The following is an 11,921-nucleotide window of genomic DNA, read 5'->3' as shown; positions in this document are numbered from 1 at the left end:
CGTTCGAGAGGCGACCGTCGGAGTCGTCGATCGATAGGAGAACAAGATGCGCAAGATTTCCTTCCTGACGGGCGCAGCCACCGCGGTCGTCCTGCTGTCCGCCCCCATGGTGCAGGCCCAGATCCTCGGCGGATCCGGCGGCGCCTCGGGCGGTCTCACCGGAGGATTGGGCGGCACGGTCGGCGGGCTGACGGGCCAGGCGGGCGGGTCGCTGAGCGGCGCTGGCCAGGTCAATCCCGACACCAGCGGCCTGACCTCCCATCTGCAGAACACCACCGAACGCACGCGCCAGCGCGCCGGCGACGCGGTCCAGACCACCCGCGACACCGCCGGCCGGACCGCCCGGAAGGGCCGCTCGGCCGCCGACGCCGTCGTCGGCTCGGCCACCKATACGGCCGGTTCGGCCACCGCCAACGCCTCGGGCGCGGCCAACGCGGCCGGCGACCTGTCGACCAACGGCGTGTCGGGTTCGCTGGGCGGTTCGACCGCGACCGGCGCCGGCAACAAGCTGGGCGGGGGCAACGGCGCCGGCTCGGTCGGCGTCTCCGGCTCGGCCACTCGCGACGGGGCCTCGGCCTCGGTGGGCGGCAGCGCCTCGACCGACGCCAAGGTCAACAAGTAGGCCTTTTCGCCGTCACGACCTGAAACCAGGACGCCCGCCCCGGCTAGCCGGGGCGGGCGTTCTCATTCTCTCCCGATCCGTCGAAGCGCCACGTGAAAGGGCATTCCGCCTTCCGTCCTTGTCTGGATCCGCCGTGTGGTTGCCCTGACTTCAACCTCTGGTCATAGTTAAGGACCGGGGGGCCACATGAAACGCATTAAGCTGTTGGAGTTCGCGGAGCGTATTCGCCAGAGGATCGTCGACGACAGCCTGGAAGTCGTCTGGTTCCTGGGCGCCGGATGCTCGATCAGCTCGGGAATACCGGCGGCTGGCGGCCTGGTCACGCGCTGGGTCGAGGAACTGCACGAGATGCGCGCGCCCGACCTGGAGCGCCAGGCCTGGGCGACGAGCACCTTCGCGACCTACGATCCGGCCTGCCCCGCGCGGGCCTATGCCGAGGTCTTCGAGGAGCGACACCCCAACGCCGCCGATCGGCAGCAGGAGATCGAGCGGGTCTGCGCGCGCGGCGAGGCCGCATACGGCTACGCCACCCTGGCCCAGATCATCACCAATCCGGCGATCGGCGGTCGCTGCAACACCGTCCTCACCACCAATTTCGACGACCTGATCGCCGAGGCGGTCTATCTGTACGGCAATCTCGGTGTCCGGCCACAGATGATCGCCCACGAGGCCGTCGCCCGTTATGCGCGGATCAGCCTGAGCCGGCCGACGATCATCAAGCTGCACGGCGACGCGCACCTGGACCCCAAGAACCTGAGCAGCGAAACCGCCGCCATCGACGATGCGGTGGCCGAGCACCTACATCCCTTCCTGCGCAACAGCGCGATGGTCTTCCTCGGCTACGGGGGCAACGACCGGAGCATCAACGCCTTCCTCAGCAAGTGCCCCCTGCCGGGGCTGGCCCCGCCGATCTTCTGGGTGGGGCTCGACGATCCGTCGGAGGACATGGCGGCATGGCTGGAAAAGCGGGAAGCTATCCGGGTGGACCATCGCGACTTCGACCGGGTCATGCACATGCTGCGTGGCAGCTTGAAGATCGACCACCCCGCCGAGGACCGCTGGACCCGGGCCCGGGACAGATATGTCAGGGCGCTGCAGGACTACAAGCTGGGCGAAAAGGCCGAAGGCGACATGGCCACCCGGGAGGCGCTGGAGCGGAGTTCCGCGGCTTCCACCGCCTCGCTGTCGGGGGCCTGGGGCTACACCCTGCGGGCGATCGAAGCCCACAACGACCCCGCCCTGGCCGACCAAATCTATCGGGAAGGGGTGGCGGAGTTCCCCAACGACGCCGTCCTGCTGGGTAACTACGCCATCTTCCTGCGGAAGATCAAAAAGGACTACGACGCGGCCGAGCACTATTATAGGCGGGCGATCGCGGCCGATCCGAAGCATGCCTCGAACCTCGGCAACTACGCTCTGTTCCTGACGGTCGCGCGCAAGCGGCACGACGAAGCCGAGCGCCTGTTCCTCGAGGCGATCGACCTCGAGCCGAGCCACGCCGGCAACTTGGGCAACTACGCCTTTTTCCTCGACGTCACGCGCCTGGATCCGACGCGGGCCGAGGTCTACTACCAGAAGGCGCTCCAGGCTGACCCGGTCGACGTCAACATCCTGGGCAACTACGCGACCTTCCTGGTCAGGATCCGTCGGGACCCCGTCGGGGGCGAGGAATATTATCGCCGGGCGATCGAGGCCGGTCCCAAACACGCGAACAACCTGGGCAACTACGCCAAGCTGCTCCTGGCGCGGGGCGATGTCGCCGGTCTTGCCTTGCTGGACCGCGCGCGCCTGCACCAGCCCGCCCAGAGCGAAAGCATCCGCGCGTCCCTGGGCGTCGAGCTGGCGTTCTACGCCTACGCCCACGACGAGCGGTCGCCGGTCGAGGATCGCCTGGCGGCGGCCAAGGCCCTGGTGCTGCAGGGCGCGCGTTCGCCGGGCTGGGACCTGTCGGAGAACGTGGCCTTTGCGGTCGCCCAGGGGCATCCGCATCCCGATCTCCTGGCCACGCTGGCGGCCGTGATCGTCAACGAGGCGAAGGTCGACGCCCTCGACACCTGGCCGGAATGGGCGACCGCGGACTGAGGTCCGAACGGAAAAGGGCGGCCCCTGGGGGCCGCCMTTCCGATCCTAGCTGTCCAGGAAGCTGCGCAGCTTCCGCGACCGCGACGGGTGCTTCAGCTTGCGCAGGGCCTTGGCCTCGATCTGGCGGATGCGTTCGCGGGTGACCGAGAACTGCTGGCCGACCTCTTCCAGGGTGTGGTCGGTGTTCATGCCGATGCCGAAGCGCATGCGCAGCACGCGCTCTTCGCGCGGGGTCAGCGAGGCCAGCACGCGGGTGGTGGTTTCCCGCAGGTTGGACTGGATGGCCGCGTCGATCGGCAGGATGGCGTTCTTGTCCTCGATGAAGTCGCCCAGGTGGCTGTCCTCTTCGTCCCCGATCGGGGTCTCGAGGCTGATCGGCTCCTTGGCGATCTTCAGGACCTTGCGCACCTTCTCCAGCGGCATGGCCAGCTTTTCGGCCAGCTCTTCCGGGGTCGGCTCGCGGCCGATCTCGTGCAGCATCTGGCGGCTGGTGCGGACGATCTTGTTGATCGTCTCGATCATGTGCACCGGGATGCGGATGGTCCGGGCCTGGTCGGCGATCGAGCGGGTGATCGCCTGACGGATCCACCAGGTGGCGTAGGTCGAGAACTTGTAGCCGCGGCGGTATTCGAACTTATCGACGGCCTTCATCAGGCCGATGTTGCCTTCCTGGATCAGGTCCAGGAACTGCAGGCCGCGGTTGGTGTACTTCTTGGCGATCGAGATCACGAGACGGAGGTTGGCTTCCACCATCTCCTTCTTGGCCTGACGGGCCTCGCGCTCGCCCTTCTGCACGGTCTGGACGATGCGGCGGTAGTCGTCGATCGGCACGCCGGTCTCGGTGGCCAGAGCCGCGATCTCCTGGCGGATGTCGCCGACCGAGTTCAGGTCGTTCTCGACGAACTTGGTCCAGCGCACGCCCATGGCCTTCACCTGGTCGACCCAGTTCGGGTTCAGCTCGGAACCGAAATAGGCCTTCAGGAACTCGCCGCGGCTGATGCCGTAGCTGTCGGCCAGGCGCAGCAGGCGGCCTTCCAGGCCGATCAGGCGCTTGTTGATCGCATACAGCTGCTCGACCAGCGCCTCGATGCGGTTGTTGTTCAGCTTCAGCGTCTTCAGGTGCTGGATGATCGTCGCCGACAGGGCCTCGTAGGCCTTGCGGTCGTTGTCCGACAGGTCCTCGCCCTTCAGGCGGCTGCCGACCAGCTTGTCCTGCAGCTTGCGGAAGGTCTCGAACTCGCCGGCGATCGCGTCGAGGATGGCCATCACGCCTTCGCGCAGCTCGCCTTCCATGGCGCTGACCGTCGGGCCGGCGCCGTCGTCGAAGTCGTCGTCGTCCTCGCCTTCGCCCTCGGCCTTGGGTTCGCCGCCGGCTTCCTCGTCGACCGGCTCGGCCGGCTCGTCCTCGGCGGCCGGGGCGGCGGCCACGCCGTTGATCGCGGCGTAGGTGCCTTCAAGGTCGATCACTTCGCGCAGCAGGATGCGGCCCGTGCCCAGCTCCTCGCGCCACACCATGATGGCTTCGAAGGTCAGGGCGGACTCGCACAGACCGCGGATCRTGGTGTCGCGGCCGGCCTCGATGCGCTTGGCGATGGCGATCTCGCCCTCGCGCGACAGCAGCTCGACCGAGCCCATCTMGCGCAGGTACATGCGCACGGGATCGTCCGTGCGGTCATAGGCCGCCGGCTTGTCKCTGGTGATGACCGCCTGGTTGTCCTCGCGGGCGACGACTTCGCCGCCTTCCGAGTTTTCGGCGTCCTCTTCGGCCTMGACCACGTTGACGCCCATCTCGCTCAGCATGGCGAGGGTGTCTTCGATGGCTTCCGAGGTCACTTCTTCCGACGGCAGCACCTTGTTCAGCTCGTCCATCGTGACGTAGCCGCGCGCCTTGGCCTGCTTGATGAACTTCTTTACGCCGGCGTCGGTGAGGTCGAGCAGGGGACCATCGCCGCCGGTGGCTTCAGGCGCTTCCGTCTCGGCCGAGGAATTGGTGCTCATTCAGGTCTCCGAAGCGACGCGGCGCCGATACGTGGCGCGCGTCGAGAAATGTGTCCGTGATGGGTCGCCCGCGCGTAGCGCCCTGTCGTCCGTGCAAGCTGTCCAGCCAACCGCTGAAAATATTCTCAAGAAACGCCTGAGACGCGCGAAAGAACCATGACCTAACGCTCCGCGAGCTGGGCTCTTTGCGGAGGGTCTGTCTTCGCGCGCGGTCAGCGTCGGCCCTTGAGGGGTTTTCGGCAGCCACTGGGACTTGGGGGCGGCGAGGGTGACATCCTGTTTCAAGGAGGGCGCGCGCGACGGCGGCCCGGGTGATGTCAATCAGCTGCGTGGCAAATCCTTGAGTCGCCAGATGGCGTTGCATGACGCAGGAGTCAAGATGGGTAGTGATCAGTATCGTTCTATTTCAGGCGGCTACGAAGCATCGCCCAGCCGTTCCGGCCCGTCCTTCATCCCCAACGCCCGTCATCCTCGGACTTGTTCCGAGGACCCCTAGGTCCGCCGCGTTGTCGTTGGATGGGGGCCGAGAACCCGCCGCTCCACGGATCTTCGTTCTTCTCGGCTGAACCAGGGGTCCTCGGAACAAGTCCGAGGATGACGGACATGGAGGAGCGGCTACGAAGCCGCCTGCCAGAACTCCAGCCCGCTGATCTGGCGTTCCAGCGCGCCGATCCGGGTGCGCAGGTCGCGCGTCGCGGCCAAGGTGCCGGACGTGACGGCTTCGCGGCGCAGGGCCTCCAGGGCCCGCTCGCTGTCGCCGATCTCGACCAGGGCCTCGTAGCAGGCCGACCACAGGGCCTTGGCCCGGTGCGGCTCCATCTTCGGGTCCAGGAACGGGGCGTCGATGGCCGAGGCCACGCGCTCGACCTCGGCGACGTGGTCGCCCAGGCCCTTGCGCTCGAGAATGGCGCGGAACGGGGCGTCGTCGCCGATGTCGTCGGCCAGGGCCTCGAACAGCTCGTGGGCCAGGGTCGACAGGCGCGGATCGCCGAAGCCGACCCGCTCGATCGCCTCGTCATAGGGCCGGGCCCAGGCCGGATGGCGCAGGGCGGCGATCGCCACCGCGGCGTGGAAGGGCTTGAGCCGGGTGGTGATCTCGGCCCGGGCCACGCCCCGGATGCCCGGATCGGGCGGGCCGCGATCGCGTCCGCCCTTCCATTGGCCGCGCGGGACGAACGGCCGGCCGCCGCCGTCGCCCCAGGACCCACCGCCGCCCTGTCCGCCGCCGGCGTTGGGTTTGGGGAACAGCGCGTCCAGCCGGGCGTAGAGGTCGTCGCGATACGCGGCCGACAGGTCCTTGTCGGCGATGGTCCCGGCGGCGGCCCGCAGGCGCTGCTTGAAGCCGGCCTTGCGCTCGGGCGTGTCCAGCGGCTCCAGGTCGCGCTCGCGGGCGAACAGCGCCTCGACGAAGGGCGTGGTCTGGGTCAGTTGGCTCTTCAGGGCCGCCGGCCCTTGCTCGCGTAGTACGTCGTCGGGGTCCTTGCCGCCGACCACGATCGAGAACTTGAACGAGCGGCCGGGTTTCAGCAGCGGCAGGGCGCGGTCGATGGCCCGGCTGGCGGCGCGCTGGCCGGCCTTGTCGCCGTCGAAGCTGAGGGTGGGCTCGGGATGCAGGCGCCACAGCACCTCCATCTGCTCCTCGGTCATGGCCGTCCCCATGGGCGCGACGGCCGGCAGGCCCGCCCGCTGGCAGGCGATGACGTCCATGTAGCCCTCGACCACCAGCATCGGGGTCTGTTCTGTGGGGGCGGCGGCCTGGGCGGCGTGCAGCAGCTTGCGGGCCTCGTACAGGCCGTACAGCAGCCGGCCCTTGTGGAAGAGCGTGGTCTCCGGCCCGTTCAGGTACTTGGCGCGGGCGGCGGGATCCATGGCCCTGCCGCCGAACGAGACGACCTTCCCCCGGGTGTCGGTGATCGGGAAGATGATCCGGTCGCGGAACCGGTCATAGGGCTGGCCGCCGTCCTCGGGCGCGATCAGCAGGCCCGCATCGATCAGTTCGGCCGGCTTGGCGCCCTTGGCGATCAGATAGTCCTTCAGCGCCGTGCGGCCGTTGGGCGAGAAGCCGATGCGGAACCGGCTCCACTGGTCTTCCGGCAGGGCGCGGCGCTTGAGGTAGTCGCGGGCGGCCTGGCCGACGGGGCGGCGCAGCTCGCCCTCGAACCAGGCGGCGGCCAGCTCCATCCAGTCGGTCAGGGTGGAACGCTTCTTGTCCTCCTGGGCGGCGCGGGCGTCGGGCTCGGGCAGGGCCATGCCCGCCTCGGCCGCCAGCCGCTCCACCGCCTCGGTGAAGGTCAGCCGCTCGGTCTCCTGCAGGTAGGAGATGATGTCGCCGTGCTTGCCGCTGGAGAAGCAGTGGTAGAAGCCCTTGTCGTCGTTGACGAAGAACGACGGGCTCTTCTCCTTGGTGAACGGCGACAGCCCCGCATACTCGCGCCCCTGCCGCCGCAGCTTCACCGTCTTCCCGATCACGTCGGAAGGGCGAAGGCGTTGCTTCAGTTCGTCGAGGAAGTGGTCGTCGAAACGCATGGCGGTTTAGAGCGTGAACATAAGCGGATTGTGCGATTTCCGCACGTCGGATGATCGAGTCATCCAAAGCTCACTGGGTCTTGTGGATAACCCGCGCCCAAACAATCCGCTCATCCCGGCGAACGCCGGGACCCAAATCCCGTAGCGGTGCGTCGGGCTGGATAGGCTCCGAGTTCGAGGAGCCCACCTCAAAGCCATTCCATCTGGGTCCCGGCATTCGCCGGGATGAGCGGTTTTGAGGGGTCAAGCCGGAGCCAGGAACCGCACCTTGATCTTAGGCCACAGCATGTTCACCGCCAGTCCCGCCAGCACCAGCACCGCGGCCAGCAGCTTCCAGCCCGGCAGGCTCTCGTGCAGCAGGAGGGCCGAGGCGCCCATGCCGAACACCGGGACCAGCAGGGCCATGGGCGTCACCGTGGCGGCCGGGTGGCGGGCCAGCAGCCAGCCCCAGGCCGCGTAGCCAAACATGGTGTTGCCCACCGCCTGCCAGGCCACCGCGCCCCAGGTCAGGGCGTCGGCGTGGGCCACGCCCGCCACGATGGCCGGCCAGCCCTCCAGCCACAGCGACATCAGGAACAGCGGCGGGATCGAGAACAGGCTGGCCCAGACCACATAGGCCAGCATGTTCACCGTCCCGGCCTGGCGGGCGACGATGTTGCCGCCGGMCCAGCTGGCGGCCGCGCCCAGCACCAGGACCACGCCCAGCGGGGTGGCCKCCCCGCCGCCGTGGGCGGCGATCAGCACGATGCCCGAGGCCGCCAGCAGCAGGGCCGCGATCTGGAAGCCCTTCACGCGCTCGCCGCTGATCTTCATCGCCATGCCGATGGTGAAGAACACCTGGGTCTGCACCACCAGCGAGGCCAGGCCCGGCGAGATGTGGCCCTTCATGGCCACGAACAGCAGGCCGAACTGCCCGGCCCCGATCAGCACGCCGTAGGCCGCCAGGTTGCTCCACGGGACCTTGGGCCGCTTGACGAAGAACGCCATCGGCAGCAGCACCAGGGTGAAGCGCAGGGTGGCGAACAGCAGCGGCGGCAGGTGGTCCAGGGCAACGCGGATGACCACGAAATTGGTGCCCCAGACCGCGACCACGGCCAGCGCCAGCAGGAAGTGGCGGAGGGGCAGGGGCGTGTCGGTCATGGGCGGGGTCCGATCCGGTGAAGCCGTCCGGACTTGGACCTTCCGGCCAAGCGTCGCAAGTCCCGCGCGGCGGGAGGCAGCCTTCCGAGGCGCGGACGAGCGGATTTCRGTCCGCGAGGGTCTCGCCCGTCAACACCTGCTCGTCGATCTCGATGCGGGTGATCGCGGCGTCGGGAGCGCGCGGGGCGAACACCCGCAGGCTGTAGGTCTTGTCGGCCGGCGCGACCCGCAGCGACCAGCAGCGTAGGGTCACGGCCGTGCTGTGGTCGTCGGTGCAGGGCCAGGCCGAGCGCAGGTCGTCCAGGGTCAGGCGGCGCAGGATCGCCGGGCACGACTCCGGCGTGGCCGGTCCCAKCCCGCAGTCGATGTCGAAGGCCGGATTCGGGACCGCCGCGCCCTCGGCCGCGCGCCTCAGCCACCAGGCGCCGCTGAGCGCAGCCTCGGCGGTGGGGGCCGAGAAGTAGGTCGTGTCCTGGCCGGCCAGGCGGCCGCAGGCTTCCTGGGCGTCCGGGGGCGGCGGGCCGTCATAGTAGTCGTCCTCGCGGGCCGGCGGCGACACCAGGTGGTAGCGGGTCGAGGCCTTGAGGCTGGCGGCGCGCATGGGGGTGTCGGCGCCTTGATCCGGACCTGCTGGCTCGAAGGTCACGACCACGCCGTCACGGGCGCACACCCCGGGCGCCCAGGTGGCGCGGGGCTTGCTCTCGAAGGCAAGGTCGCGCAGCGGCTTGGTCGGGACGCGGCCGGGCGTAGGGCGGGGATCGGCGGGGGCCAGCTGGTCGGCGACCAGGTCCATGACCCGGTGGGTCAGCTCGGCCGGCGGCAGGGCGCGCGCCTGGGTCTTGCTGATCGTCTGGGGCTGCCGCGCCCATCCGCTCGCCGGGGCGGCCAGCGCCAGGAGCGCCAAGAGGGCCGCCGATCTCCGCCGTGCCATAGCCTGTCCTCCAACGGGGCCGTCCTTAAGGTGACCGCGCCAATGTGGCCGTCAAGCGGCGGCGCTCTTGTTGGAATTCAAACAACTGTTTGACGTTCTGTCATGGAACGCGTTTAGCTTGGCGTCGAGTAAGGGAGCCCATGGGAGCCACGACGATGTCCAGCTGGGATTTCCTGGTCGGCAAGGCCGACCTCCGACAGTCCAGGATCGCGCCCGTCGATCCGCCGCCTCTGGCCGAGGGCGAAGCGCGCCTGGCGATCGAGCGCTTCGCCCTGACGTCCAACAACATCACCTACGCCCTGTTCGGCGAGGCCATGCGCTACTGGGACTTCTTCCCGGGGCCGGAGGGCTGGGGGCGGATCCCAGTCTGGGGCTTCGCGCGGGTCCAGGCGTCCCGCGATCCCGACCTGGCCGTCGGCCAGAGGTTCTACGGCTACTGGCCGATGTCGACCCACCTGACGGTGACGCCGCGCAAGACCCGCCTGGGCTTCGCCGACGCCGCGCCGCACCGCCAGGGCCTGCCGCCCGTCTACAACCAGTATCAGGCGGTCGGGGCGGCCGATCCGTCCGAGGACCACCAGGCCCTGCTGCGGCCGCTGTTCATCACCGGCTTCCTGATCGAGGACTTCCTGGATGAGAACGACCTGTTCGGGGCGCGGTCGGTGGTGCTGACCAGCGCCTCGTCCAAGACCGCGATCAGTCTGGCCTTCCAGCTCAAGCAACGCGGCAAGGCCAAGGTCGTCGGCCTGACCTCGGCCCGCAACCGCGCCTTCGTCGAGGGGCTGGGCTTCTACGACCAGGTGGTGGTCTATGACGACCTGGCGACCGCGCCGATCGAGGAACCGGTCGTGCTGGTCGACTTCGCCGGCGACGCGGCTCTGCTGCGGGCCGCGCACGAGCGGTTCGGCGACGGCCTTGCCTATTCGTGCCTGGTGGGCGGCACCCACTGGGAGGGCGAGCGCGGGACGGGCGCCTTGCCGGGTCCCAAGCCCCAGTTCTTCTTCGCCCCCGACCGCATCCGCAAGCGCGCCACCGACTGGGGGCCGGGCGGACTGGACGAACGCCACGACGCCGCCTGGGCCCCGTTCGTCGCCGACGCGCCGCGCTGGCTGAGGATCGTCGAGGGCGCCGGGCCGGAGGCTGTCGCCGAGGCCTATGCCGCCGCGGTGGAGGGCAAGTCGGGCGCCGACGAGGGGCGTGTCTTGAGCCCCGCCCCCTAAGGAGGGAGGGCCAAGGAGGGGACACACACTCGCGGCAAGGCCTCGCCTGCCTGGCCGGGCCCCGAGCGCGAGTGTGTGTCCCCTTCGTCGTCTACTTCGCCAGGTCCGCCGGCGTGGTCGGCTGCGAGATCACCGCCTCCATCCGCGCCCAGCGGGCGTCCTGCGACGGGCCGGCGCGCTCGACGTGGGCGCGGACCATGTCCTGGCCGAGGTTGTAGTTGATCACATAGCTACGGTAGGTCTCGATGAAGCTCAGCGACTTCTCGGCCTTGGCGCGGGTGGCCAGGGTGTACTTGGCCAGGGCGTCGACGGCGGCGGCCTTGTCCAGCTTTCCCGACAGATAGAGATCGGCGACGGTGTTCTGGACGCTGGCGAGGTCGGCCGTGGCGCTGGTCAGGGCGTCGTAGGTGGCCGCCGTGGCCGGGTCCAGGCCGGCCAGCGGGTAGAGCGTCTTGCGCTCGAAGGCCAGCTTGTCCTCGCCCGGGAAGGCCAGCTTGATGCCGTAGTTGGCGCTGCCCTCGGCGATCAGCGACTGCGGCGAGAACAGCGGATAGACGCTGAACTCGACCCAGCCCTTGCCCTTGGTCAGCTTCTCTTCCAGCAGGGCGTTCAGCACGTGGTGGCCGGGATAGCCCTCGTGGCAGCCCAGGTCGACGGCGCGGCTGATCGGGGTGGGCAGGTCGGTGTTGACCTCGATCAGGCTGTGGGCGTCGCCCTTGTACCAGTTGTAGCCGCTCCACGGCTTCTTGGTGACGAACGACAGGTCGAAGCGCTCGCCCTTGGGCAGGGCGATGTGGGCTTGCGTACGCGCCTTGCACTCGGCGATGGCGGCCTTCATCACCGGCTCCAGCCGGTCGGTCGGGATGGTGTAGCGGGCCTGGAAGGCGCTGACGCGCGTCGCCAGGTCGCCCTCGCCGGGCACCAGCTTGTCGATCCTGGCCAGGATCGGGTCGTAGGCGGTCAGCGGCTTCAGCGGCGGACGCACGCCGAACAGGCCCTCGGCCTCGTCCTGGAAGCTGAACTTGACGCCGGCCAGCATGGCCAGGCGGGTCTGGGCGGCCTTGACCTGGCCGGCCAGGAAGGCCTTGCGGCGGACTTCGTCCGGGGTGAGGGCCTTGCCGTCGACGGCCTTCAGCGCCGCCGCCAGCCGGTCGGCCTCGGCGCGCAGGGCCGGAACCTCGCGCGGCTTGGCCTTGGCGGCCGCGGCCCAGTCGGCCGGGCCGTAATAGGCGTCGACATAGCCCGGCTCGCGCTCGCCGGCCTCCAGGGTCAGGCGCACGAAGTCCTTGGCGATGACGTCCAGCTTGGCGCTTTGCGCCGTTTTGGCCGCGGGCGCCGCCAGGGCGGGCGCGGCGAGCAGGGCGAGGGCGGCGGCGGTGGCGGCCAGGCGGAGGATCATCGA

At 69.3% G+C, this 11,921-nt stretch carries 8 protein-coding genes; 4 read left to right on the top strand and 4 right to left on the bottom strand.

Annotated elements, in window-relative coordinates:
* The first annotated feature begins 46 nt into the window (after positions 1 to 46).
* A complete protein-coding gene (locus AC1U89_RS11750; protein ID WP_479899880.1) occupies positions 47 to 622 on the top strand; it encodes a hypothetical protein in 576 nt (191 codons plus the stop codon).
* A gap of 186 nt (positions 623 to 808) precedes the next feature.
* The gene (locus tag AC1U89_RS11745) at positions 809 to 2,704 is read left to right on the top strand and encodes an SIR2 family protein (RefSeq protein WP_479899879.1); all 1,896 of its coding nucleotides are present in this window, start codon (positions 809 to 811) and stop codon (positions 2,702 to 2,704) included.
* Between the two features lie 45 nt (positions 2,705 to 2,749).
* Here the strand turns inward: AC1U89_RS11745 and rpoD are convergent, their stop codons facing one another.
* The 3 genes from rpoD to AC1U89_RS11730 form a co-directional block, all read right to left on the bottom strand.
* Complete coding sequence (gene rpoD / locus AC1U89_RS11740; protein ID WP_479899878.1) at positions 2,750 to 4,702, bottom strand: RNA polymerase sigma factor RpoD; 1,953 nt, start codon at positions 4,700 to 4,702, stop codon at positions 2,750 to 2,752.
* A gap of 615 nt (positions 4,703 to 5,317) precedes the next feature.
* Positions 5,318 to 7,228, bottom strand: coding sequence for a DNA primase (gene dnaG, locus AC1U89_RS11735; RefSeq protein ID WP_479899877.1), 1,911 nt, complete (start codon positions 7,226 to 7,228; stop codon positions 5,318 to 5,320).
* A 243-nt stretch (positions 7,229 to 7,471) separates the two neighbouring features.
* Positions 7,472 to 8,368 (bottom strand): EamA family transporter, encoded by an 897-nt coding sequence (locus tag AC1U89_RS11730; protein ID WP_479899876.1) that lies wholly within the window; start codon positions 8,366 to 8,368, stop codon positions 7,472 to 7,474.
* 209 nt (positions 8,369 to 8,577) lie between these two features.
* Here AC1U89_RS11730 and AC1U89_RS11725 point away from each other — a divergent pair, with 209 nt between their 5' ends.
* Together AC1U89_RS11725 and AC1U89_RS11720 are read left to right on the top strand one after the other, a co-directional pair.
* Positions 8,578 to 8,832 carry a hypothetical protein gene (locus AC1U89_RS11725; RefSeq protein WP_479899875.1) on the top strand — a complete coding sequence of 85 codons (255 nt, stop codon included), beginning with the start codon at positions 8,578 to 8,580 and terminating at the stop codon, positions 8,830 to 8,832.
* A gap of 622 nt (positions 8,833 to 9,454) precedes the next feature.
* Complete coding sequence (locus tag AC1U89_RS11720; RefSeq protein ID WP_479899874.1) at positions 9,455 to 10,519, top strand: DUF2855 family protein; 1,065 nt, start codon at positions 9,455 to 9,457, stop codon at positions 10,517 to 10,519.
* Between the two features lie 91 nt (positions 10,520 to 10,610).
* Here the strand turns inward: AC1U89_RS11720 and AC1U89_RS11715 are convergent, their stop codons facing one another.
* Positions 10,611 to 11,918 carry a hypothetical protein gene (locus tag AC1U89_RS11715; protein WP_479899873.1) on the bottom strand — a complete coding sequence of 436 codons (1,308 nt, stop codon included), beginning with the start codon at positions 11,916 to 11,918 and terminating at the stop codon, positions 10,611 to 10,613.
* Between the last annotated feature and the right edge of the window lie 3 nt (positions 11,919 to 11,921).

The organism is Caulobacter sp. 05T431, assembly GCF_056665975.1.
This window is presented reverse-complemented; position numbering and strand designations above follow the sequence as displayed.

Bases quoted from the DNA above. Each gene is read 5' to 3' on its own strand.
- AC1U89_RS11745 (WP_479899879.1), top strand. From the start codon at position 809: ATGAAACGCATTAAGCTGTTGGAGTTCGCGGAGCGTATTCGCCAGAGG.
- dnaG (WP_479899877.1), bottom strand. From the start codon at position 7,228: ATGCGTTTCGACGACCACTTCCTCGACGAACTGAAGCAACGCCTTCGC.
- AC1U89_RS11720 (WP_479899874.1), top strand. From the start codon at position 9,455: ATGTCCAGCTGGGATTTCCTGGTCGGCAAGGCCGACCTCCGACAGTCC.
- AC1U89_RS11715 (WP_479899873.1), bottom strand. From the start codon at position 11,918: ATGATCCTCCGCCTGGCCGCCACCGCCGCCGCCCTCGCCCTGCTCGCC.